Source organism: Phytobacter diazotrophicus (genome assembly GCF_052061655.1).
GTDB lineage: Bacteria > Pseudomonadota > Gammaproteobacteria > Enterobacterales > Enterobacteriaceae > Phytobacter > Phytobacter diazotrophicus.
The window spans coordinates 5,146,758-5,170,248 of record NZ_CM125428.1 but is presented as its reverse complement, the minus strand read 5'-3'; the positions used below and the strand labels follow the sequence as shown (position 1 = coordinate 5,170,248).

Annotated in this window: 27 protein-coding genes; 18 read left to right on the top strand and 9 right to left on the bottom strand. The window is 53.7% G+C overall.

The features are described 5' to 3' along the window. Positions 1–13 precede the first annotated feature (13 nt). From ACS0RQ_RS25030 to rlmB, 4 genes are all read left to right on the top strand, one after another. On the top strand, positions 14–1,015 hold the full coding sequence (locus ACS0RQ_RS25030) for a taurine ABC transporter substrate-binding protein (RefSeq protein ID WP_271848630.1): 1,002 nt from the start codon (positions 14–16) through the stop codon (positions 1,013–1,015). Then, positions 1,012–1,782, top strand: coding sequence for an ABC transporter permease (locus ACS0RQ_RS25025; RefSeq protein ID WP_079497688.1), 771 nt, complete (start codon positions 1,012–1,014; stop codon positions 1,780–1,782). Before ACS0RQ_RS25030 ends, ACS0RQ_RS25025 begins: the two co-directional genes overlap by 4 nt. Beyond that, a complete protein-coding gene (locus ACS0RQ_RS25020) occupies positions 1,782–2,558 on the top strand; it encodes an ABC transporter ATP-binding protein (protein WP_271848631.1) in 777 nt (258 codons plus the stop codon). Before ACS0RQ_RS25025 ends, ACS0RQ_RS25020 begins: the two co-directional genes overlap by 1 nt. Positions 2,559–2,651: 93 nt before the next feature. Further along, positions 2,652–3,386: a 23S rRNA (guanosine(2251)-2'-O)-methyltransferase RlmB gene (rlmB, locus tag ACS0RQ_RS25015; protein WP_271848632.1), complete on the top strand. Its 735-nt coding sequence runs from the start codon at positions 2,652–2,654 to the stop codon at positions 3,384–3,386. 179 nt (positions 3,387–3,565) lie between these two features. Here rlmB and ACS0RQ_RS25010 read toward each other — a convergent pair whose 3' ends face one another. Next, on the bottom strand, positions 3,566–4,846 hold the full coding sequence (locus ACS0RQ_RS25010) for an MFS transporter (RefSeq protein ID WP_271848633.1): 1,281 nt from the start codon (positions 4,844–4,846) through the stop codon (positions 3,566–3,568). A gap of 162 nt (positions 4,847–5,008) precedes the next feature. On the opposite strand from ACS0RQ_RS25010, the gene ACS0RQ_RS25005 reads away from it, so the two are divergent. Then, entirely contained in the window at positions 5,009–6,628 is a 1,620-nt protein-coding gene (locus ACS0RQ_RS25005; protein WP_271848634.1) for an isovaleryl-CoA dehydrogenase, read from the top strand. On the opposite strand, the gene ACS0RQ_RS25000 is transcribed toward ACS0RQ_RS25005, so the two are convergent. From ACS0RQ_RS25000 to bsmA, 3 genes are all read right to left on the bottom strand, one after another. Continuing rightward, positions 6,625–8,559 (bottom strand): methyl-accepting chemotaxis protein, encoded by a 1,935-nt coding sequence (locus ACS0RQ_RS25000; protein WP_271848635.1) that lies wholly within the window; start codon positions 8,557–8,559, stop codon positions 6,625–6,627. The two genes, ACS0RQ_RS25005 and ACS0RQ_RS25000, sit on opposite strands and share 4 nt — an antisense overlap. A gap of 172 nt (positions 8,560–8,731) precedes the next feature. Next, on the bottom strand, positions 8,732–9,007 hold the full coding sequence (yjfN, locus tag ACS0RQ_RS24995; RefSeq protein WP_039077798.1) for a DUF1471 family protease activator YjfN: 276 nt from the start codon (positions 9,005–9,007) through the stop codon (positions 8,732–8,734). Positions 9,008–9,146: 139 nt separating this feature from the next. Beyond that, positions 9,147–9,476, bottom strand: coding sequence for a biofilm peroxide resistance protein BsmA (gene bsmA, locus ACS0RQ_RS24990; RefSeq protein WP_039077797.1), 330 nt, complete (start codon positions 9,474–9,476; stop codon positions 9,147–9,149). Between the two features lie 187 nt (positions 9,477–9,663). Between bsmA and yjfP the strand changes: the two genes are divergently transcribed. Continuing rightward, positions 9,664–10,413 carry an esterase gene (gene yjfP, locus ACS0RQ_RS24985; RefSeq protein WP_079497697.1) on the top strand — a complete coding sequence of 250 codons (750 nt, stop codon included), beginning with the start codon at positions 9,664–9,666 and terminating at the stop codon, positions 10,411–10,413. Here yjfP and ulaR read toward each other — a convergent pair whose 3' ends face one another. After that, entirely contained in the window at positions 10,414–11,169 is a 756-nt protein-coding gene (gene ulaR, locus ACS0RQ_RS24980; protein ID WP_039077795.1) for an HTH-type transcriptional regulator UlaR, read from the bottom strand. 118 nt (positions 11,170–11,287) lie between these two features. Then, positions 11,288–12,352, bottom strand: a complete 1,065-nt coding sequence (ulaG, locus tag ACS0RQ_RS24975) for an L-ascorbate 6-phosphate lactonase (RefSeq protein WP_271848637.1) — start codon at positions 12,350–12,352, stop codon at positions 11,288–11,290. A gap of 361 nt (positions 12,353–12,713) precedes the next feature. Between ulaG and ACS0RQ_RS24970 the strand changes: the two genes are divergently transcribed. From ACS0RQ_RS24970 to ACS0RQ_RS24945, 6 genes are read left to right on the top strand one after another with little or no spacing between them, the layout of a single operon-like run. Then, positions 12,714–14,111, top strand: a complete 1,398-nt coding sequence (locus tag ACS0RQ_RS24970; protein WP_271848638.1) for a PTS ascorbate-specific subunit IIBC — start codon at positions 12,714–12,716, stop codon at positions 14,109–14,111. A gap of 14 nt (positions 14,112–14,125) precedes the next feature. Then, a complete protein-coding gene (ulaB, locus tag ACS0RQ_RS24965) occupies positions 14,126–14,431 on the top strand; it encodes a PTS ascorbate transporter subunit IIB (RefSeq protein WP_039077792.1) in 306 nt (101 codons plus the stop codon). A 9-nt stretch (positions 14,432–14,440) separates the two neighbouring features. Next, the gene (gene ulaC / locus ACS0RQ_RS24960; RefSeq protein WP_271848639.1) at positions 14,441–14,908 is read left to right on the top strand and encodes a PTS ascorbate transporter subunit IIA; all 468 of its coding nucleotides are present in this window, start codon (positions 14,441–14,443) and stop codon (positions 14,906–14,908) included. 13 nt (positions 14,909–14,921) lie between these two features. After that, positions 14,922–15,575 (top strand): 3-keto-L-gulonate-6-phosphate decarboxylase UlaD, encoded by a 654-nt coding sequence (gene ulaD, locus ACS0RQ_RS24955; protein ID WP_107223536.1) that lies wholly within the window; start codon positions 14,922–14,924, stop codon positions 15,573–15,575. Positions 15,576–15,584: 9 nt separating this feature from the next. After that, positions 15,585–16,439, top strand: coding sequence for an L-ribulose-5-phosphate 3-epimerase (locus ACS0RQ_RS24950; RefSeq protein WP_079497700.1), 855 nt, complete (start codon positions 15,585–15,587; stop codon positions 16,437–16,439). Beyond that, positions 16,439–17,122 carry an L-ribulose-5-phosphate 4-epimerase gene (locus tag ACS0RQ_RS24945; protein WP_271848640.1) on the top strand — a complete coding sequence of 228 codons (684 nt, stop codon included), beginning with the start codon at positions 16,439–16,441 and terminating at the stop codon, positions 17,120–17,122. Before ACS0RQ_RS24950 ends, ACS0RQ_RS24945 begins: the two co-directional genes overlap by 1 nt. 132 nt (positions 17,123–17,254) lie before the next feature. Here the strand turns inward: ACS0RQ_RS24945 and ACS0RQ_RS24940 are convergent, their stop codons facing one another. Next, a complete protein-coding gene (locus ACS0RQ_RS24940; protein WP_071193483.1) occupies positions 17,255–18,448 on the bottom strand; it encodes an MFS transporter in 1,194 nt (397 codons plus the stop codon). Positions 18,449–18,609: 161 nt separating this feature from the next. After that, entirely contained in the window at positions 18,610–18,882 is a 273-nt protein-coding gene (gene yjfY / locus ACS0RQ_RS24935) for a DUF1471 family protein YjfY (protein ID WP_271848641.1), read from the bottom strand. A 344-nt stretch (positions 18,883–19,226) separates the two neighbouring features. On the opposite strand from yjfY, the gene rpsF reads away from it, so the two are divergent. The 5 genes from rpsF (at position 19,227) to ACS0RQ_RS24910 (ending at position 21,788) form a co-directional block, all read left to right on the top strand. After that, the gene (gene rpsF / locus ACS0RQ_RS24930) at positions 19,227–19,622 is read left to right on the top strand and encodes a 30S ribosomal protein S6 (RefSeq protein ID WP_006686337.1); all 396 of its coding nucleotides are present in this window, start codon (positions 19,227–19,229) and stop codon (positions 19,620–19,622) included. A 6-nt stretch (positions 19,623–19,628) separates the two neighbouring features. Beyond that, complete coding sequence (gene priB / locus ACS0RQ_RS24925) at positions 19,629–19,943, top strand: primosomal replication protein N (RefSeq protein WP_039077787.1); 315 nt, start codon at positions 19,629–19,631, stop codon at positions 19,941–19,943. Positions 19,944–19,947: 4 nt separating this feature from the next. Next, positions 19,948–20,175, top strand: a complete 228-nt coding sequence (rpsR, locus tag ACS0RQ_RS24920) for a 30S ribosomal protein S18 (protein ID WP_000135199.1) — start codon at positions 19,948–19,950, stop codon at positions 20,173–20,175. 41 nt (positions 20,176–20,216) lie between these two features. Continuing rightward, positions 20,217–20,666, top strand: coding sequence for a 50S ribosomal protein L9 (gene rplI / locus ACS0RQ_RS24915; protein WP_039077786.1), 450 nt, complete (start codon positions 20,217–20,219; stop codon positions 20,664–20,666). A gap of 183 nt (positions 20,667–20,849) precedes the next feature. Next, positions 20,850–21,788, top strand: coding sequence for a DMT family transporter (locus ACS0RQ_RS24910; protein ID WP_271848642.1), 939 nt, complete (start codon positions 20,850–20,852; stop codon positions 21,786–21,788). Positions 21,789–21,829: 41 nt separating this feature from the next. Here the strand turns inward: ACS0RQ_RS24910 and ACS0RQ_RS24905 are convergent, their stop codons facing one another. Continuing rightward, on the bottom strand, positions 21,830–22,489 hold the full coding sequence (locus tag ACS0RQ_RS24905) for a LysM-like peptidoglycan-binding domain-containing protein (protein ID WP_271848643.1): 660 nt from the start codon (positions 22,487–22,489) through the stop codon (positions 21,830–21,832). A 233-nt stretch (positions 22,490–22,722) separates the two neighbouring features. Here ACS0RQ_RS24905 and bamJ point away from each other — a divergent pair, with 233 nt between their 5' ends. Continuing rightward, positions 22,723–23,343 carry a BamJ family beta-barrel-assembly machinery protein gene (bamJ, locus tag ACS0RQ_RS24900; protein WP_039077783.1) on the top strand — a complete coding sequence of 207 codons (621 nt, stop codon included), beginning with the start codon at positions 22,723–22,725 and terminating at the stop codon, positions 23,341–23,343. Positions 23,344–23,491 lie beyond the last annotated feature (148 nt).

The following is a 23,491-nucleotide window of genomic DNA, read 5'->3' as shown; positions in this document are numbered from 1 at the left end:
CAAGGAAAAAGAAATGAAAAAAACGCTCGGCATATTACTCGCAGCAGGCAGCCTGTGGGCCAATATCAGTATGGCCGCCAATCCTCCAGAAGTCCGTGTGGCTTATAGCGGTGGCTCTCAGGTATTAATGCTCGCCAAAGCCGACGGCTCTTTAGATAAAGCCTTACACAGCCAGGTAAAATGGGTGCAATTTGCCTCCGGTGCCGATGCCCTTAATTATTTCGCCAGTAACGCAATTGATATTGCCAATTTCGGATCCAGTCCGGCAACGGCGGGTATTGTCCGTAAATTACCGGTAGAGATTATTGGTGTCTCAGGCGTCATTGCCAGTTATGAACGTTTAATTGGCAAAAACGGCATCAACACGATTAAAGATATTGAAGGGAAACGCGTGGCCTATCCGCCAAATTCCACGGCGGCTTATGCGCTGGAAGCGGCAATTAGCGTCAATAAACTCGATCGCAGCAAAATCACCCTCCTGCCATTGCGCCCGGCAGAGATGGTGGCAGCCTGGAAACGCGGCGATATTGACGCAGGTTATGTCTGGGCTCCCTTTGCACAGGAGCTGGAATCCTCCGGTGGTCACCAGGTCTTTGCCACCAAAGATCTGCAAAAAGAGGGCTACCTGATTTACAACAACTACGTGGTACGTAAGGCCTTTGCCGAACAGTACCCGGAAGCAGTAAGCGCCTTCCTGCGCGTGCATCAGCAGAAAGTCGACGAGTTTAAGAAAGACCCGGAAAGCGCTGCCGCCATCGTTGCGAAAGAAGTGGGCGCACCGGTCACCACCGCTGCCAATACGCTGGGCGGGCTGGAGTACCCAACGCTTGCTGATCAGGGCACAGCGGCCTGGCTGGGTAACGGCACGGACACCACCCATAGCGGCATCGGCAAGGCGCTGACCAAAACCTCTAACTTCCTCGCAGGCATTGGCGAAATTCGTAAGCAGGATATCCCGGACAACTGGGACACGGCGATTGATTCCCGTTACATCCGGGAAGCGGCGGCAAAATGAAAGTAGGTCAGCATATCGCCATCAGCGTGTTTTCGGTGGCGGTTTTCTTCGCGCTCTGGCAACTGGCGGCCACCCGGCAATGGGTGGACCCGCTGTTACTGCCGTCACTCACCGATATTGGCCTGACGGCTGAAGAGCTACTGGCGGACGGTTACCGCCAGGTCCCGCTCTGGCAGCATGTGGCGGTGAGCCTGGCCCGTGCGCTGAGCGCCTTTGCGGTCGCGATTGTGCTGGGTATCCCGCTCGGACTGCTGATGGGGCTGTCACCCGGTTTGTCCGCGGTACTTAACCCGTTTGTGCAGTTCCTGCGCCCGTTACCGAAAATCGCGCTGATCCCGCTGGCCGTGGTCTGGCTGGGGATAGGGGAAGCGTCGAAATTCTTCCTGATCTTTATCGCCACCTTCCTGAGTGTGGTGGTGGGGGCGTCGGCGGCGGTGGAGCGGATTGGTCGGGCACGCATACGGGTGGCGCAAACGTTGGGGGCAACCAAAGGGCAGATTTTCCTGCGTGTGGTGCTGCCGGATGCCCTGCCGGATCTCTTTACCACCGTCAGGCTCTCTATTGGTATTGGCTGGACCTCGTTGATTGCCGCTGAGATGGTCGCCGCCAGTTCAGGCCTCGGCTGGATGGTGATTAACGCCAGCTCTTATTTACGTACCGACATCGTCATGCTCGGCATCCTGCTCCTGGGCGGGACGGGGTATCTGTTGGATTTATTACTGCTGGGGCTACAACGTCTGTTTGTCCCGTGGGCGGGGAAAGAATAATGACTGCCATCGCGCTTGAAAATGTCTCCCTCTCTTTTGCGGCTAAACCGCAGCCGTTTACGGTGCTGGAGGGGATAGATCTCACCCTCGATAAAGGAGAGTTTGTCGTGCTGTTAGGCCCGTCGGGCTGCGGCAAATCCACCATTCTCAACCTGGTCGCCGGGTTTACCAAACCGGACAGCGGCCACGTGCTGGCGAGCGGAAAACCGGTGCGGCAGCCGGGGCCGGAGCGCGGCATGATTTTCCAGCAGCCGAATCTGTTCCCGTGGCTGTCGGTGCTGGATAACGTCACCTTTGGCCCGCGCCTGGGCCGCTATCAAAAAGAAGAGGTCAATGCGCGGGCGCAGGACTGGCTGAACCGCGTGGGCCTGAAAGGCTTTGAGCAGCATGCGCCGTGGCAGCTTTCCGGGGGCATGAAGCAGCGTGTGGCGCTGGCCCGCGCCTGGCTGCCGGGGCCAGAAGTGCTACTGCTGGATGAACCCTTCGGCGCACTGGATGCACAAACCCGTCTGATGATGCAGGAGCTGCTGCGCGAGGCCTGGCTGACGACCGGCACCACGCTACTGTTCGTCACCCACGATGTGGAAGAAGCACTGTTTCTGGCTGACCGCATCCTGGTGATGTCGGCCAAACCGGGAAAAATTGTCGAAGAGATTGTCCTGCCCTTTGGCCGCGAGCGCGACATTGAAACGCTGGCGGAGCACCCGCGTTACGGCGAAATCAAGCAGCACGTTTTACACCGCGTCCGCCAGGAGGCGAAACGTCATCTTAGTTGATTCGATCTGGGGCGTCTGTCGGTTATAATGTGGCGATGTGAATGTCTCACAGCCTATTCAACCCGGCGATATCGCCTCAAATGAGTACCATTGATGAGTGAAATGATTTACGGCATCCATGCGGTGCAGGCCCTGCTGGAACGCGCTCCGGAACGTTTTCAGGAAGTGTTTATTCTCAAGGGGCGCGAAGACAAACGTCTGATGCCCCTGATTCACGCGCTGGAAGCGCAGGGTGTCGTGATTCAGGTCGCTAACCGTCAATATCTGGATGAGAAAAGCGAAGGGGCGGTGCATCAGGGCATTATCGCTCGCGTCAAACCGGGTCGTCAGTATCAGGAGAACGATCTGCCGGATCTGATCGCCAGTCTTGAGCAGCCTTTCTTCCTGATCCTTGATGGCGTTACCGATCCCCATAACCTCGGCGCCTGCCTGCGTAGCGCCGATGCGGCGGGCGTTCACGCTATCATCGTGCCGAAAGACAAATCTGCCCAGTTAAACGCGACCGCCAAAAAAGTGGCCTGTGGTGCGGCAGAAAACGTCCCGCTGATCCGTGTGACCAACCTGGCGCGTACCATGCGTCTGCTACAGGAAGAGAATATCTGGATTGTCGGCACCGCGGGTGAAGCTGACCACACCCTGTTCCAGAGCAAAATGACCGGCCCGATGGCGCTGGTGATGGGGGCGGAAGGTGAGGGGATGCGCCGTCTGACACGTGAGCATTGCGATGAGTTGATCAGCATTCCGATGGCGGGCAGCGTGTCGTCACTGAACGTGTCGGTCGCTACCGGCATCTGCCTGTTCGAAGCCGTTCGCCAGCGCACAAAATAAACCGCAAAAGGCAACGTAAGTTGCCTTTTTAGTGTTTGCACCCTCTCCCCGTAGAGGTAAAAGCAAAACAGCAACGTTGGTTGCTGTTTTTAGTGTTTACTCCCTCTCCCTGTGGGAGAGGGCTGGGGTGAGGGCATCAGACCGCACGGCCCCCAGCAAGGCGAGGGCGCCAGACTGCATTACTCCTCCAGTGAACGCTGGTGATCATCCTTCCTGAGCGTCATCAGCGCAATTACACTCACCACCGCCGTTGCCATTACGTAATATGCCGGAATATCCAGATTCCCCGTCTGCTTAATCAGCCCGGTAATAATTAGCCCCGCACAGCCTGAGAAAATCGCATTCGACAGCGAATAGGCAAGCCCCAGGCCGGTATAACGAACCCTGGTCGGGAACATCTCCGCCAGCATGGCGGGCCCAGGCCCTGCCAGCATCCCCACCAGTCCACCGGCGATAAACACCACCACCGCCTTGATAAATATCGTGCTTGATTCCGCCTGTAACACTTTCAGCAGCGGCAGCGCCAGGATGAGCAACAGCACTGCGGCGGTGACCATCACGGTGCGTCGACCAATCCTATCGCTCAGCATGCCGGAGGGGATAATCGTCAGGGCGAACCCGGCATTAGAAATCACCGCTATCAATAGTGCCTGGTTAAAGCCAGTGTGCAGCGAAGACTGAAGATAGGTCGGCATAATCACCAGATAGGTATAACCCGCCGCTGACCAGACCATCAGGCGACCAATCCCGGTGATGATGGCTTTTAGCGTACTGGCGAAACTGGCCGCCTGAGGCGGAGCGGCCTGCGCTTGCTGATGTACAAAACTGGGTGTCTCTTCCATATGAACGCGAAGCCAGAGCGCAACGGCGCCCATTGGAATCGCGATGAAAAAGGGAATACGCCAGCCCCAGTCATGAAGGGCCTCCGGACTAAGTAATGCTGACAGCAATGCTACGACCCCGGCCCCCGCCAGCAGACCGAGGGCGACGGTCAATGACTGCCATGCACCGTACAAACCGCGCTTACCTCGTGGGGCAAACTCGGTCATCAGCGAGACGGCCCCGCCATATTCCCCACCGGCAAACAGACCCTGCAAAATGCGCAGGCCGGTAATAAGCAGCGGTGCGGCGACGCCGATACTGGCATAAACCGGCACCACGCCAATGGCCGCTGTCGCCAGGGTCATCAGTACGAGGACAATGATCAGCGTTGGCTTACGGCCTATCCGGTCACCCATGCGGCCAAACACCACTGCACCTAACGGACGGAAGAAAAAGGCGACGGCAAAGGCGGCATAGGTCAGGATCAGACTGGTGATAGCAGATTCACCTTCGAGGGTAAAAAAGTTCTTCGCAATCACCGTGGCAAGAAAGCCATAGACCGCAAACTCGTACCATTCGATAAAATTACCGATAGAGCCTGCGACCAGCGCTCTTTTTTGTGCATGTGTTGTTGTCATGGGCGTCACCGTTCCTGGTTTCATATTGTTAAGCCTCGCCGCTAAGTGCGGGTAACGCAAACAGAAAGCGCCCATACGCACCATTTTGTGACCGCTATCGCGGGCGGAATGCCTGCCATCTGCCCATACTTATTGCCGATGCCATTGATGGAGGGCAAACAGATGCACTGGCAAACGCATACCGTTTTTAATCAACCCATCCCCCTGAATAACAGCAATCTTTTCCTTTCTGACCGAGCCCTGTATGACGCTGTTATCCGTGAAGGCGCAGCCTGGGATACTGATTTACTGGCCAGTATCGGTCAGCAATTGGGTACGGCAGAATCGCTGGAGCTCGGCAGGCTGGCCAACGTTAATCCCCCGGAACTGCTGCGTTATGACCCGACGGGGGCACGACTCGATGATGTACGGTTTCACCCGGCATGGCACTTACTGATGCAAGGCCTGTGCGCAAACCGTGTTCATAACCTGGCATGGGAAGAGGACGCGCGCAGCGGCTCGTTTGTTGCCCGCGCCGCGCGGTTTGTGCTCCATGCACAGGTGGAAGCCGGTTCATTATGCCCGGTTACCATGACCTTTGCCGCCACGCCGCTATTGCAGCATTCGCTTCCTGCGCCTTTTCAGGATTGGCTCAAACCGCTGATGAGCGACCGTTACGACCCGCATCTCGCGCCAGGCAACCAAAAGCGCGGTCTGCTGATTGGCATGGGGATGACGGAAAAACAGGGCGGCTCGGACGTGCTCAGTAATACCACGCGGGCGCAACGCAGTGGTGACAGCTACCGGCTGGTGGGGCACAAATGGTTTTTCTCGGTGCCGCAGAGCGATGCGCATCTGGTCCTGGCGCAGGCGGAAGGCGGACTCTCCTGCTTTTTTGTGCCGCGTTTTTTACCTGACGGACAGCGCAACGGTGTGCGGCTCGAACGTCTGAAAGACAAGTTGGGTAACCGCTCGAATGCCAGCAGCGAAGCAGAATTTTGCGAGGCCAGCGGCTGGCTGGTAGGAGAAGAGGGCGACGGCGTGCGTCAAATCCTCAAAATGGGCGGTCTGACCCGTTTTGACTGTGCGCTGGGTAGCCACGGTCTGATGCGCCGGGCATTTTCCGTTGCCCTGTACCATGCTCATCAGCGTCAGGCATTCGGAAAACATCTCGTCGACCAGCCAATGATGCGGGAAGTCCTTAGCCGGATGGCGTTGCAACTGGAAGGGCAGACGGCGTTTTTATTTCGCCTTGCCCGCGCCTGGGATGGTCGCACTAAGCCGGAAGAGACGCTTTGGGCACGGCTGTTTACCCCCGTTGCGAAATTCGCGGTCTGCAAAGCGGGTATGCCCTTTGTTGCCGAAGCCATGGAAGTGCTGGGCGGCATTGGCTATTGCGAGGAGAGCGAGCTTCCCCGGCTTTATCGGGAAATGCCGGTGAACAGTATCTGGGAGGGTTCAGGCAATATTATGTGTCTTGATGTCTTACGCGTGCTGGCTAAACAGCAGGGCATCAGTGAGTTGTTGCACGATGCGTTTGGTGCGGTCAAAGGTCAGGACAGGCATTTTGATCGTGCCTGGCGTCAGTTACAGCAACAGTTGCGTAAACCTCTTGAGGCGCAAGGGCGGGAGATTACCCGGCAACTGTATCTGCTAGCGACGGGGGCGCAATTGTTGCAATTCGCTCCCCCGTCAATAGCACAAGCCTGGTGCCGGATGATGCTGGATGTACGCGGCGCGTCTGTTGTGGCTGAGCAGGTCCAGAGTGACCTGCTGCTGCGTGCCACGGGCGGTCTCGGTTAGTCCGTTTTCAGGCTGAACAGGCGGACCACCTCCGTCAGATGTGCCCCTTTTTCGCGCAGCGTGCCAGCGGTTTGCTCACTGCGCGAAACCCGTCCTGCGTTAATATGCGTGGCTTCACCAATATGCGTCATGGCGATATTGACCTGATTAATCCCTGCCGACTGCTCATGAGAGGCGTTATTAATCTCGTTAACCAACTGGTTAATGTGGTTCATATGCGCGGTGATAGAGCCCATCGCCTGTCGGGTATTGTTGGATAACGTATGTCCCTCATGGACTTTTTTGAGTGTATCGCTGGTCAGTTCATCGATCTCTTTTACCGCATTGGCGCTGCGGGCTGCCAGCGCTCGTACTTCCTGGGCCACGACGGCAAATCCTTTACCATGTTCCCCGGCGCGAGCGGCTTCAACCGCAGCGTTAAGCGCCAGGATATTGGTCTGGAAGGCGATAGATTCAATCACATGGGTGATGTCGGCAATTCGCTGCGAGGCGGTACGAATCGCGTCCATGGTGGCAACCGCTTCTTCGACGGTTATGCCACCCTTTTGTACTTCCCGGGCGGTTTCATTCACCAGCGACTGCATCTCTTCCATATTGGCGGCATTCTGCTGTAGGGTCGCCGCAAGTTGCTCCATGCTGGCTGAGGTCTCCTCGACGCTGCTGGCCTGCTTGTTAATTTGCTCGCTGATTTCACTGCTGTCGGCGGCAAGCGCATTGGTGCCGTGGTGAATATCACTGGCCGATTCACGCACTTGTAAAACAATGGCATGCAAGCCATTACCGATTCCGTTGATGGCATCAATGAGTTGCCCCACTTCGTCCTGACGTTTGACCTCCAGAGTGGCCCGCAGATCGCCCGACGCATAGCGGCTGGCCAGGCCAATGGCATCACGAAGAGGGCGGGTCAGCCAGCGGCGAACAATCACCACAAACAGTGCGGCAAACAGCAGAGAGAGGACCAGCCCGGCTATCAGGAACTGGTTGCGTAACGTGTTGACGTCATTGAGTAATGCCGCCTTGTCGACTTCGCCCACCACCGTCCAGTTCCAGCCGGGCACAGTTATCCATGAGAGCATTTGTCGATGGCCATCGGGGCGCTGCTGTTCCAGCGTACCGGTAGTCTGTTGCAGAACGGTATTCAGATCGCGCTCATCCCACTGCGGGCGTTTACCCTCCTCGCTGGGGTGGAACAGGTAATTACCGTAGTTCTTACCATTATTACGATCCAGTACGTAGAAATGGCCGCTATCGCCAAGCTGGCGTCCGAGGATCTTGCTGCGCATGATCTCCCATGAGTGGGTGATGTCCACGCCGACAAATAAGATGGCTATGGTATTGCCATTGTTATCTTTTACCGGCTGGTATTGCGTGATGTAGCGCTTACCGAATAATAAGGCCAGCCCACGGTAGGTTTCGCCTTTCAACGCCGGAGCAAAAGCCGGGCTGGCTTTGTCCAGTTTCGTGCCTATCGCACGATCGCCATTCTCTTTACGTAACGAGGTAGCAACGCGCACAAAGTCATCGCCACTGCGCACAAACAGCGTGGCGATAGCCCCGGTGCGGGTAAGAAAATCATCAACAATGGCATTGTTTTCATGAAGGTCACTGTCGCCCCCTTTCAGCAAGGGAACGCTAATGCCGTTAATTTCACGGCGTTGCGCCTGATCGATGGTCACAGGTTGAGGCAAAAAACTGCTGAACAGACGGGTATAGCTTTCAACTTCTTCGCTCAGGCTGCTGTTAAACATTTCTACCATATCCTGGACGCCCGTGGACTGGTTATGGAGATCTTCCACTGCCAACGTTTCTAGTTGTTGGCTGGCTTTATTGCTTAACAGAAAGGTGAAAACCAGGAAAAGCACGGCTACGCTTGTGCCCGTCAAAAGAGAAAGTTTGGTGCCGAGTCCAATGCGACTAAAAAAGGTGCTCATAAAATATCCGCTGAAAAGAATGTCAGCACCTTCAACGGCAATAATTCGATAACATTTAATGTGTCAATGTAACTAAATGTTACTAAAAAGTTCCATCTTCGTAAATCATTGTTAACAATGAAGTAAACAAAAAAGCCACTCTTTAAAAGTGGCTTTTTCGGGTATATACATGTCAGGCATAAAGTATGGCCTGCACCCGCCAGTTATCTGCCCGTTGTTCTTCCTGCATCTGAATAATACGGTACCAGGATGCTCCCTGTTCGTCTGCCTTCAGCGCGATGACACGCTCCACATCCTGTGGACTTCCGGAAACATTGTTGACAGAAATCAGGCCAATTTCATTCAGCCCGGTGACGCAGTCAGCGCTCGCGAACTCTGCTGGCTGCGCTGTTATGCTGGCTAAGCCGGTAGAAAGCAACAGTGAGTTTAAGGCAAGAGATCGTTTCATATCTATCAGCTCCATTCCACGTTACCCCGATTTTTTCCAGGGCACTCCATCGCGCGAAAATTCCATACATTCCATTGTGCACAGGCAAACATAAAAGGACGCAAAGCAGTGTAAATCTTCCTTAAACCCAGACGTTTACTTAATGACGATACAACATAGCCCTTGCATACCAGCGGCCTGGAATGACCGTGTCATCCATCATCAGAATGACGTAGTAATCCGCTTTTTCAGCGGTAGCTCTGGCTTTTATTTCATCTTCAACGTCCATAGGCGAACCCAGCACCGATACGCTAAATGCACCCATTTCATGCAGGTTTTGCGTCTGATTACGACTTATCTCCTGCGGATGATCGCTGACGGGCGGGGCGGGCTGTGGTTTACCTTCCAGCACGCTACATCCACTCAAAAACAGCGCCATAACAAGGGGGAGAAACCAGCGCATCATGTTTTCATGTTTCCTGATAGCCATAGTGTAGTTCCATAATAAACAGGCAAGAGGGGAATGTTCCCAATTTTGCTATTGCCAACATAAGTTTCGAATGAAAATGCGATCGGCGCAGCATCTTTATCACAATGCTAACACTTGATATGCGAACGTTGACTTGCACCTTCGAAGGCGTGATGGCATACCAGCACTATAGATCAAGGAGAGGCCAATGATAGAACTCGATGTACGGCATTTTGCCGGGATTGAAGCATTACACGCGTTCCCGGCGGGAAAAGAGGCACAGCCATTACCCTGTATTGTTTTTTACCACGGATTTACCTCCTCCAAGCTGGTATATAGCTATTTTGCCGTGGCGCTGGCTCAGGCCGGGTTTCGGGTCGTTATGCCTGACGCGCCGGAGCATGGAGCCCGGTTTGACGGTGATGAAACGCGGCGGCTACAGCGTTTCTGGCAAATTTTGCAGGGTAATTTTACGGAGTTTGCGGCGCTGAAAGCGGCACTGTATCAGCAGGGATTGATCGACAATCAGCGGCTGGGCGTGGGGGGCGCATCGATGGGCGGCATGACGGCGCTCGGTATTATGACGCAGTTTCCGGAAGTCAGGAGCGTTGCCTGCCTGATGGGTTCCGGCTATTTCTCCACCCTGGCGAATTCCCTTTTTCCGCCGCTGGAGGTGACAACACCGGAAGAGCAGGCGGCGTTCGATGCGATTGTCGCGCCGTTAGCAAAATGGGATATCAGTGGGCAATTAGCACAGCTTGCCAACCGTCCGCTTTTTCTCTGGCATGGGGAGGAGGACGACGTTGTACCCGCAGCGGAAACATTACGCCTGCAGCAGGCGTTGACGGCTGCACGTCTGGACGAGCAGTTAACCTGCCTGTGGGAAGCAGGCGTAAAACATCGCATAACACCCACCGCCCTGACGGCCACCGTCCGCTTTTTCACCGAGCATCTTTAACTACACGCGCATCACTTTAACTCCCTGATCCTCAAGTTTTTTGAGGATTTCGGGGTTGGCCTGTTTTCCGGTGATCACCAAATCGATTTGATCGGCGTTACTGAACAGCATACCCGCACGCTCACCGACTTTGCTGCTATCCACCAGAACGACCAGTTTTCCCACCATGTTCAGCATCTTCTGTTCGGCCATGGCCGTCAGCATGTCGGTTTTATAAAGACCTTCTGCCGTCAGCCCTTTGCCGCTGGTAAACATCCAGTGACCGGCATAGAGGCTATTTTCACTGCTTTGCGGGCTCAGGGTGATGGACTGCGTCTTGTTGTACTGTCCGCCCATGATGACCACGCTTTCGTGTTCTTGTTCGATGAGGTAATTGGCGAGCGGCAGGTAGTTAGTGATGATTTGTACCGGTTTACCGCAGATTTCACGGCCCAACAGGAAGGCCGTTGATCCACAGTTGATCACTACGCTTTCACCCGCGCTAACGAGCTGTGATGCGGCTCTGGCGATACGTACTTTTTCATCGTGGTGCAGTGCCTCATGGATATTCATCGGCGACCAGCGCGGACGCTGCTGGCTGATGGCTTCGGCGCCGTTACGCACCTTCTTAAGTTTGCCACTTTCATCCAGCTTGTTGATATCGCGACGTGCGGTTGCAGGAGAAACGCCCAGGCTGGCGATCACTTCTTCAACCGTAATAAAGCCCGTCTGCGACAGTTGATCCAGCAGTATTTGATGTCGTTGCGCTTCCGTCATGAGCTATTCCGATGATTAATGATGTGAAAAGATGATATTTGAAATAGCCTGAAATTACTAAAGATAAGTGCACGATACTGATGATAAAAGCGGGTGCACACGGCACCCGCTCCGGCTTTTAGAGGAAGGACTTAAACGGTAAATCGGGCTCGATAGTAAAGCAATCGTCAAAACCACGTGGGTAGTGATACTCGAAATTATCTTTATCCACAGGCCAGGTAAATTTCCCGCCCACCTGCCAGATATAAGGCTTAAAGCCATACTGTAAGCGGTCTTTTTTCATGTTCCACAGAACACGAATCTCTTGTGGATCGGCCTGAAAATTAGACCAGATATCGTGGTGGAATGGGATCACGACTTTTGTATTTAGCGCTTCCGCCATACGCAGTATGTCGGCGCTGGTCATTTTGTCGGTAATGCCGCGCGGGTTCTCGCCGTAGGAACCCAATGCCACATCAATTTGGTACTCATTACCATGTTTCGCATAGTAGTTGGAATAGTGCGAGTCACCGCTGTGGTATAGCGTACCGCCGGGGGTTTTAAAGAGGTAGTTAACTGCACGCTGATCCATGCCGTCAGGCAGTACGCCAGCCGCTTTTTGCTCTGCAGGCAGGGTAATTAACGCGGTGCGATCAAACGCATCAAGTGCATGAATTTCAATATCTTTTACGCGAACAACATCACCCGGTTTGACGACGATACAGCGTGACTTTGGTACACCCCAGCCAATCCATAAATCGACGCAGGTCTGTGGACCGATGAAGGGGACATCATCGGCACAGTTCTTCATGACGGCAGCGGCGACGTTTACATCAATATGATCGTTGTGATCGTGAGTGGCGAGGATGGCATCGACCTGACGAATAGCGAACGGATCCAGCACAAACGGCGTGGTGCGCAGGTTTGGCTGCAGTTTTTCAACACCTGCCATGCGCTGCATCTGATGCCCTTTTTTCATCAATGGATTACCGTGGCTCTGCTTGCCCGTACCGCACCAGAAATCGACGCACACATTGGTACCTCCTTCTGATTTCAGCCAGATACCGGTACAGCCCAGCCACCACATAGCAAAGGTGCCGGGAGCGACACGTTCCTGCTCAATTTCCTCATTAAGCCAGCTTCCCCACTCGGGAAAAGTGCTCAGAATCCATGATTCCCGGGTAATGGTTTCAATCTTACTCATGGTGTCGCTCCTTACCTGTTTAATCAAAAAAAATCATATTGTGATAACTTGTGATTTATATTTTCACAGTTTCATCATGATCGCAACAGGGTTTGGCGTGTTAAATCGCATTGTGATTGTGTTGCTACGATACGCTTTGCATGCTGATTTCTCTGATGTTTTTACTAACTATATGAATTTAATAAATTGTTTTGCGGGTTCTTGTACTGGATATGTATGTGTAATGAGAATGGGGAAATAAATTGCGTGATGCATCACAATTAATCAAAAACAATCTTTTTGTGATTATTTATGATTGATAGAGTGTTTTCACCTTGTGCTGCATTGCACAAATGCAGCCACTTTCTTACTGGAGCGAGTTATGGAGATTCTCTACAACGTCTTCACTGTCTTTTTTAATCAGGTGATGACCAATGCCCCGTTGCTGCTGGGGATCGTGACCTGTATTGGCTATATCCTGTTGAGAAAAAGTGTCAGCGTTATCGTTAAAGGCACGATCAAAACGATCATCGGCTTTATGTTGCTGCAGGCGGGGTCGGGGATCCTGACCAGCACGTTTAAACCGGTGGTTGCCAAAATGTCTGACGTATACGGCATCAACGGTGCGATTTCTGACACCTACGCGTCAATGATGGCGACCATCGAACGTATGGGCGATGCGTACAGTTGGGTGGGTTATGCGGTACTGCTGGCCCTGGCGCTAAACATTATTTACGTCCTGCTGCGGCGTATTACTGGTATTCGCACCATCATGCTGACCGGGCACATCATGTTCCAGCAGGCCGGTCTGATTGCGGTGTTCTTCTTTATTCTCGGTTACTCCATGTGGACCACCATTATCTGTGCTGCCGTGCTGGTTTCACTCTATTGGGGCATTACCTCCAATATGATGTACAAACCAACACAGGAAGTGACAGATAATTGCGGTTTCTCTATCGGTCACCAGCAGCAGTTCGCCTCCTGGATCGCTTACAAAATCGCGCCGTACCTTGGGAAAAAAGAGGAAAGCGTTGAAGATCTGAAACTGCCGGGCTGGCTGAATATCTTCCATGACAACATCGTCTCTACCGCCATTGTCATGACGGTCTTTTTTGGTGCGATTCTGCTCTCTTTTGGCCTTGATACCGTTCAGACGATGGCGGGGAAAACTCACTGGACGGTCTATATCCTGCAAACCGGCTTCCAGTTTGCAGTGGCGATTTTCATTATCGTCCAGGGCGTGCGTATGTTTGTCGCCGAGCTTTCCGAAGCCTTTAACGGTATTTCTCAGCGCTTGATTCCGGGGGCTGTGCTGGCGATTGACTGTGCGGCGATTTACAGCTTCGCACCGAACGCGGTGGTCTGGGGCTTTATGTGGGGGACTATCGGCCAGTTGATTGCGGTCGGCATCCTGATTGCCTGCGGCTCCTCCATTCTCATCATTCCTGGCTTTATCCCGATGTTTTTCTCCAACGCCACCATTGGCGTCTTTGCCAACCACTTCGGCGGCTGGCGTGCCGCCATCAAGATTTGCCTGGTGATGGGCATGATCGAAATTTTTGGCTGTGTCTGGGCGGTAAAACTGACGGGAATGAGCGCATGGATGGGAATGGCTGACTGGTCCATCCTGGCACCGCCGATGATGCAAGGCTTTGCCTCCGTGGGGATCGCGTTTATGGCCGTGATGATACTGATTGCGCTGGCTTACATGTTCTTCGCCGGCCGCGCCCTGCGTGCTGAGGAAGATGCGGAAAAACAACTGACAGAACACTCTGTTTAAAAAGGAGTTTGATTATGACCGTACGTATTCTGGCTGTGTGTGGTTGTGGGCAAGGTAGTTCCATGATCATGAAAATGAAAGTTGATCAGTTTTTGACGCAACAAAAGGTCGACCATACGGTGAACAGCTGCGCGGTGGGGGAATACAAAAGTGAGCTGAGCGGGGCGGACATCATCATTGCCTCTACCCATGTCGCCAGTGAAATCGAAGTCTCCGGTAATAAGTACGTGGTCGGGGTACGCAATATGCTCTCTGCCGCTGATTTTGGTCCGAAGCTAATGGAAGTCATCAACGCCCATTTTGCACAGGATGTGAAATAAGGACTCACTATGAAATTACGTGACTCGCTGGCGGAGAACAATGCGATTCGCTTGCAGGCAGAGGCCAGTACGTGGCAGGAGGCGGTGAAGCTTGGCGTGGATCTGCTGGTAGAGGCTGAGGTTGTTGAACCGCGTTACTACCAGGCCATTCTGGACGGTGTGGAACGGTTTGGACCGTACTTCGTGATTGCCCCGGGACTTGCCATGCCCCATGGCCGCCCGGAAGAAGGGGTGAAGAAAAATGGCTTTGCGCTGGTGACCCTCAAAACACCGCTGGTTTTTAATCACGAGGACAACGACCCGGTCGACATCCTTATCACAATGGCGGCAGTGGATGCGCGTACTCATCAGGAAGACGGCATCATGCAAATCGTCAACTTGTTTGAAGATGAAGCGAATTTTGACCGTTTACGCGCCTGTCGCACGGCGCAGCAGGTACTGGATTTAATTGATAGCGCCACGGCGGCGTCTGTATAAGGAGCAAAAAAACATGTCTGATTTACCGATGTTGCAGGTAGCCCTGGATAACCAGACGCTGTCACACGCTTATGCAACCACCCGCTTAATTGCCGAAGAGGTGGATATTATTGAGGTTGGGACCATTTTATGTGTTGGCGAGGGCGTTCGGGCTGTTCGCGATCTTAAGGCGCTGTATCCTCACAAAATCGTACTGGCCGACGCCAAAATTGCCGATGCCGGGAAAATCCTTTCAAGAATGTGCTTTGAAGCCAATGCCGACTGGGTGACCGTGATCTGTTGCGCCGATATTAACACCGCGAAAGGTGCGCTGGATGTGGCGAAAGAGTTTAACGGCGACGTGCAGATTGAACTGACCGGCTACTGGACGTGGCAACAGGCCCAGCAGTGGCGCGATGCAGGCATTCAACAAGTCGTTTATCACCGCAGTCGTGATGCGCAGGCGGCAGGGGTCGCATGGGGTGAGGCGGATATCAGCGCGGTGAAAAAACTGGCCGAAATGGGCTTTAAGGTGACGGTTACCGGTGGACTGGCGCTGGAAGATTTGCCGCTGTTCAAGGGCATTCCCATTCACGTTTTTATTGCCGGGCGCAGTATCCGCGATGCCGCAGATCCAGTTGAAGCGGCGCGTCAGTTCAAGCGCTCAATTGCTCAGTTGTGGGGCTAAGGAGCGGATATGTTGTCAAAACAGATCCCGCTGGGCATCTACGAAAAAGCACTCCCTGCCGGGGAGTGCTGGCTGGAACGGTTGCGACTGGCGAAAACGCTGGGTTTCGATTTTGTCGAAATGTCGGTAGATGAAACCGATGCCCGTCTGGCCCGCCTCGACTGGAACCCTGAGCAGCGTCTGGCACTGGTGGCTGCGATAGCCGAAACGGGCGTTCGCGTTCCTTCAATGTGTCTGAGCGCGCACCGGCGTTTTCCGCTGGGCAGCGAAGATGACGCGGTACGCAACCAGGGGCTGGAGATCATGCGCAAGGCTATCCGGTTTGCGCAGGATACCGGTATCCGGGTGATTCAACTCGCTGGTTATGACGTTTACTACCAGCAGGCGAATGATGAGACGCGCCGCCGCTTTCGTGACGGGCTCAAAGAGAGCGTGGAAATGGCCAGCCGCGCACAGGTAACCCTGGCGATGGAAATTATGGATTACCCGCTGATGAATTCGATCAGCAAAGCGCTGGGGTACGCGCACTACCTTAATAACCCATGGTTTCAGCTCTACCCGGATATCGGCAATCTTTCAGCGTGGGATAACGACGTGCAGATGGAACTGCTGGCGGGCGTCGGCCATATCGTGGCGGTTCATGTCAAAGACACGCGCCCTGGCGTTTTTAAAAACGTCCCCTTTGGCACCGGCGTAGTGGATTTTGAACGCTGTTTCGCCACGCTCAAAGAGAGCGGCTACTGTGGTCCGTACTTGATCGAGATGTGGAGCGAGACGGCAGAAGATCCGGCGGCAGAGGTGCTAAAAGCGCGCGACTGGGTGAAAGCGCGTATGGCAAACGCGGGTTTGGTGGAGGCGGCATAATGCAAGAGCTTAGGCAGCAGGTGTTTGACGCCAATATGGATTTGCCGCGCTATGGATTAGTGACCTTTACCTGGGGAAATGTCAGCGCTATTGATCGTGAACGTGGGCTGGTGGTGATTAAACCCAGCGGTATTGCCTACGAGAACATGAAACCAGATGACATGGTCGTGGTGGATTTACAGGGCAACAGGGTGGAAGGGCAGTGGCGCCCGTCTTCCGATACCGCAACACACCTTGAGTTGTACCGACGCTACCCTCAGCTTGGCGGTGTTGTGCATACCCATTCCACGCATGCCACGGCCTGGGCGCAGGCGGGTCTGGCCATTCCTGCGCTTGGCACCACCCATGCAGATTATTTCTTTGGCGATATTCCCTGTACCCGGGCGCTCTCTGAAGAGGAGGTACGGGAAGAGTATGAACTCAACACTGGTAAGGTGATTGTCGAGACGCTGGGCAACAGTAACCCATTGCATACGCCGGGAATGGTGGTCTACCAACACGGTCCGTTTGCATGGGGGAAAAATGCCGCTGACGCCGTTCATAATGCGGTGGTCATGGAAGAGGTTGCCCGGATGGCGTGGATTGCCCGAGGTATCAATCCGTCGTTAAAACCGATTGATGATTATCTGATGAATAAACACTTTATGCGTAAGCACGGCCCAAATGCTTATTACGGGCAGTGACCGGTAGCCCGGCCAGGCGCAGCGCCGCAGGATTTTCCCCGGCGTCAGCTATGCTTCGTCCGGACTACCAGAAAATTATGCTCCGGAATGTGTACGCCTTCGGGATGTTACTGGTCTGATTCCGGAGCCTTTTTATGCCTGTCGATAGGCTGATGGTATGCAGCGCATCCCTGCCAGCGTAATCAGGCAGATCACGGCACCGGCATAAAATGTTGATGCTGCGCCCAGGCTTTCCCACAAGACACCGGCCCCGGCGCTGGCCAACAGCAGGGCGATACCGCTCATGAGGTTAAACATGCCAAACGCGGTGCCGCGCAGTTCTGCTGGCGCGGTATGGGCGATCATCGCCGCCAGCAGGCCCTGAGTCATTCCCATATGGATACCCCACAGGGCAACGCCAAGCAGCAACGTGCTCCAGTGGTGGCTTAACGCCAGTACCAGATCGGCGGCAATCAGCACCAGCAGGCCTGCCTGCAGCATTTTGCTGTGGCTCATGCCGTCGGACAATTTACCAAAGGGGTAGGCCGTCAGGCCGTATACCAGGTTCATTGCGACCATTACCAGCGGAATGGCGAACAGTGGAATCTCCATCTGCTGTGCGCGTAGTACCAGAAAGGCTTCACTAAAACGGGCAAGGGTAAAGACGCTGCCCAGTCCAACGACCCACCAGTAAGCACTACTGAGTTTTTTCAGGTTCTCACGGGTGAGCGGGTTGGTGCGCTTGTTGGTAATCGGCGTTTTGGGTTCATCAAGCCCGAAATAGAGCAGAGCGATAGCCAGTGTGCCTGGGATCACTGCCACCCAGAAGATGGACTGGAAATCATTGTCCCACAGAAACATCAGCGCCACGGCCAGCAGCGGACCAAGGAAAGCACCGATTGTGTCCAGCGACTGGCGCAAGCCAAATGCGGCACCACGAATGTCGGGGGGCGTCACATCGGCAACCAGCGCGTCGCGAGGCGCCCCACGGATCCCTTTGCCAACGCGGTCAATCATTCGCGCGCCGAATACCAGGCCGGAGGAAGATGCCAGGGCAAACAGCGGTTTGCTAAGCGCACCCATGCCATATCCCAGCAGGGCCAGTCCTTTGCGTTTACCCAGATAGTCGCTGAGTACGCCGGAAAACACTTTAATGATAAGCGCAGTTGCCTCTGCCATCCCTTCGATCAGGCCAATGACAATGACGCTGGCACCTAGTGTGGTCGCCATAAAGAGAGGTAACAGGCTGTGGATCATCTCGGACGAGACATCCATTAACAGACTTACGCCGCCGAGCACCCAAACGCCTTGCGGGATACGGCCCAGGGTTGCAAAACGCACAAACATGATATCGCTCCGGATAATCAGGTTATTAAGATGCTATTACATCAGCGGCCTGCGGTTTTGATAAGCGCACTGTACAAATAATTATCATTTAATGATGTGCAAAAAAAAGCCCTCATGGAAGAGGGCGATTAATAATGGCAAGGGTAAGTTGTCTGTGTGTACTAGCGATAAATGTCAGCGCTGGCGTGAATAAGGCCATTGCTGCCCGGCTCCCGAAGTAAGACCGGGTGATAATATTTCGCACCCTTCGCGTCAGTTTCGACTTTGAGTGCTTGATCCGCTTCGCTTTCAGTGGCGATGTTATGATTAATGTAAATAACGCCTAAGCTCTGCACATCATCCATGTTTTTGGCTTGCCGGCCGTCAATTTTGATGGCTGCTGCCGCATTGGCGCTAAGGAGTAGCGCTGCGAGTAAGATTGCGATGTTTTTCATAATATTGTGCTCCATTACTGCTTATGTTGTGACCTTCAGAACATCTTTCCTCCCGTGTCATTGGGGTGTATTTAAAGTCTACGCTTTCCCGCCAAAACGTATCGCGACCATTTCTGATGCTGTCGTTCAAAAAATTGCCGTATCCGTTTTGTCTAATTTTAATCCCACTCTGTGAAGCGGCTTTGCGCTTAGTGCGAATTATTTGTGCAATCAGCTTGAGTTTGGGGGGCGAGATAAGTATTATGACGCGTCAATTTTTCAGCCGCCCTTTAATCACGTTCCTTGCCTCCATGGGCCGCGGCTGACCCAGACAGGAGGCTGAATAATCCGTAAGGAGCAATTCGATGCGTCATTACGAAATCGTTTTTATGGTCCATCCTGACCAGAGCGAACAGGTTCCGGGCATGATCGAACGTTACACTGGTGCAATCACTGCAGCAGAAGGTACGATCCACCGTCTGGAAGACTGGGGCCGCCGTCAGCTGGCTTACCCGATCAACAAACTGCACAAAGCACACTACGTTCTGCTGAACGTTGAAGCTCCGCAGGAAGTTATCGATGAGCTGGAAACAAACTTCCGCTTCAACGATGCCGTTATCCGTAGCATGGTAATGCGTACTAAACACGCTGTTACCGAAGCATCTCCGATGGTTAAAGCGAAAGACGAGCGCCGTGAGCGTCGCGATGATTTCGCAAACGAAACCGCAGATGATGCAGATGCTGGGGATTCTGAAGAGTAATTTCTGATGACCAACCGTCTGGTGTTGTCCGGCACTGTGTGCAGGACCCCCCTTCGAAAGGTCAGCCCATCAGGAATTCCTCACTGCCAGTTCGTGCTTGAGCACCGTTCTGTGCAGGAGGAAGCCGGGTTTCACCGGCAGGCGTGGTGCCAAATGCCCGTTATCATTAGCGGACACGAAAACCAGGCCATTACTCACAGTATAACGGTCGGTAGCGCAGTAACCGTTCAGGGGTTCATCTCTTGCCACAAGGCAAAGAACGGTCTGACTAAAATGGTCCTGCATGCCGAGCAGATTGAATTGATAGATTCTGGAGACTAGCCATATGGCACGTTATTTCCGTCGTCGCAAGTTCTGCCGTTTCACCGCGGAAGGCGTTCAAGAGATCGACTATAAAGATATCGCTACGCTGAAAAACTACATCACCGAAAGCGGTAAGATTGTCCCAAGCCGTATCACCGGTACTCGTGCAAAATACCAGCGTCAGCTGGCTCGCGCTATCAAACGCGCTCGCTACCTGTCTCTGCTGCCGTACACTGATCGTCATCAGTAATCGGGCACGGTCCATTAATACGACTTTAAGAGGATAAGGTAATGCAAGTTATTCTGCTTGATAAAGTAGCAAACCTGGGCAGCCTGGGTGATCAGGTAAACGTTAAAGCGGGCTACGCTCGTAACTTCCTGGTTCCACAGGGTAAAGCTGTTCCGGCTACCAAGAAAAACGTTGAGTTTTTCGAAGCTCGTCGCGCTGAACTGGAAGCCAAACTGGCTGACGTTCTGGCGGCTGCTAACGCTCGCGCTGAAGCAATCAACGCACTGGGCACTGTAACCATCGCTTCCAAATCTGGCGACGAAGGTAAACTGTTCGGTTCCATCGGTACCCGCGACATCGCTGACGCTGTAACTGCAGCTGGCGTTGAAGTGGCTAAGAGCGAAGTTCGTCTGCCGAACGGCGTTCTGCGTACCACCGGTGAGCACGAAGTGGACTTCCAGGTTCACAGCGAAGTATTCGCTAAACTGATCGTTAACGTTGTTGCTGAGTAATTAGCTTCTGACGTTGCGTAAAAACGCCGGCCTTGTGCCGGCGTTTTGCTTTTTATCCCTCTGGTTTTTCCTTTTTATACCTTCGATCTCATAACCGGATCTCTGTTTTCGCATATCTGTTTCCATTTCCTGACTATTCCGCAATAATTAAAAAATAAAACGTTATTTTAAATTGGTGAATGTATGGAAACGATACACCAGCCGCCGCTCTTTGCCCGTAAAAATGCGGCGTATGCAGGAGCAGCATTCTGTTGTTTATTATGGGGAAGCGCCTACCCGGCGATTAAAAGCGGTTATGAGATTTTCCAGATTGACGTGGATGATATCCCCTCGAAAATCGTCTTTGCTGGCTATCGCTTCTTCTTCGCATGGCTACTGTTATTACTGCTTGCGCTGGCGCAGCGCCGTCCGCTGGCTCGCCTCTCTTTCCATCAGTGTGGCCAACTGGCACTGCTCGGGGTTACGCAAACCTCACTCCAGTACGTCTTCTTCTATATTGGTCTGGCCTTCACCACTGGGGTAAAAGGTTCAATTATGAATGCGACAGGCACCTTCTTTAGCGTGCTGCTGGCCCACTTTATCTACCAGAATGACAAACTGAGCTATAACAAAACCCTTGGCTGCGTACTGGGGTTTGCTGGCGTCATGGTGGTTAACCTCAACAATGGCCTGATGGAGTTCAGCTTTAGCCTGATGGGGGATGGTTTTGTAGTCCTGGCGGCGTTTATCCTCTCGGCATCGACGCTATACGGTAAGCGGATCTCGCAAACGGTCGATCCGTTGGTAATGACGGGTTATCAACTGGGGTTTGGTGGCGTCGTGCTCGCGGTCGGCGGGTATGTTTTTGGCGGCGAGCTTACCGTGCATGGCCCTTCCTCGGTGGCGATTCTTGGCTACCTGACGCTGCTCTCCTCGGTTGCGTTTGCGCTGTGGAGCATTCTGCTCAAGTACAATCGGGTGGGGATGATTGCGCCGTTTAACTTCTTAATCCCGGTCTCAGGTGCGTTACTGTCGGCTATTTTTCTGGGCGAGAATATTCTCGAACTCAAATACGCGATTGCGTTGATGCTGGTGTGCTCCGGCATCTGGTGGGTGAACAAGGTCTCCCGAAAAGCCGATTAACTTCTGGCCGGGTAGCGTTATCGCTCACCCGGCCAGGAGGCTTATCGTGCCCGGATAAAACTACCGTCCTGCTGGCGAGTGAACAAGACAGACTGGCCGCTGCCATTTTCAATCGTCAACCCGGTTACTACGCCATTCGCGTTCTGACGAATTTTCACCATCTGGCCGCTTTGCAGGGTGCTGAGCGGTTTGCCTTCGCCTTCTACTTTTGCCATGGCATAGACATCGGTTGGCGGCAAATTGTGGTCACGGAAAACCTGGGCCAGCGTTTTGCCCTGTTCGACACGGTAGGTGCGCCACTGCTGCTCAATACCGCCAGCGGAAGAGGCAGCAGGTGCAGAGTGTTCGGCGACCGGACGCTCCTGTTGTATCGGCTCCTGCACGGCCTGCGGCTCCTCGTTAAGGACAGGTGCAGGTTGCTGGTTTTGCACCGGCTGTGACGTCACCAGCGGTTGTGAAGGCTGCGATTGTGTCTGCGGCTGGGATTGTGACTGAATATTCAGTTGTGCTTCGCGCCCGACAGAGGTGGAAGGCGTCACCGTCTCTTTCGGGGTGGGCAGCAGGAAACCGATAATAACCAACAACGCCGCAAGGATCAGCCCACGACGGTGCATCGGCGGAAGCGGGTCCAGAATGCGAAAATGATCCGGGGCGTGCCAGATTTTCGCCAGGGTAGGTTTCAGTTCAAATCGCCCGGGCATGGCTTTCCTCCTGCTCCGCGTCATTATTTATCCTGTCTCGTTGAGTATAGATGGCTAACTACCTGATTGGCTGTGTGATGCATTGTCTCGTGACATCATAATGAGAATTATCTTACCGGGAGTATTGTTTCTGTTTCTCTGCGATTTGTCATCTTTACTACGACAAAGTTTTACCCGCTGCGGCGTGGCTGTTATGCTGCGCGCTACCTTAAAAAGTGATGAAAGGAAAACCCATGACAACCCCAACGTTTGACACGATCGAAGCGCAGGCCAGCTATGGCATTGGTTTGCAGGTAGGACAGCAGCTTAGCGACTCCGGCTTACAGGGGCTGTTGCCGGAAGCGCTGGTCGCCGGTATTGCTGACGCGCTGGCAGGTAAACAACCGGCTGTGCCGGTGGATGTTGTTCATCGTGCGCTGCGTGAAATCCACGAACGTGCGGACGCAGTGCGTCGTGCTCGCTTTGAAGAGATGGCGGCAGAAGGCGTGAAATATCTGGACGAAAATCGCGAGAAAGAGGGTGTGAACAGCACGGAGTCTGGTCTGCAGTTCCGCGTTATCACTCAGGGCGAAGGCGCTATCCCGGCGCGTACTGACCGTGTTCGCGTTCACTACACCGGTAAACTGATCGACGGTACCGTGTTCGACAGCTCCGTCGCGCGTGGCGAACCGGCTGAATTCCCGGTAAACGGCGTGATTGGCGGCTGGATCGAAGCGCTGACGCTGATGCCGGTTGGCTCCAAATGGGAACTGACGATTCCGCACGAACTGGCCTACGGCGAGCGCGGCGCGGGCGCGTCCATCCCGCCATTCAGCACCCTGGTATTTGAAGTGGAATTACTGGAAATCCTGTAATCTTCCCGATGTTTTCCTCTCCTCGTCAGGGGGGAGGAAGACGATGTTGCGTGAATCATTCATTAAATGAATTAGTTTCGATACTTTATCTTGCTATGCGCGCATTGCGGTGTATTTTTGTGAACTCCATCCCCTAATTTGAGTGATA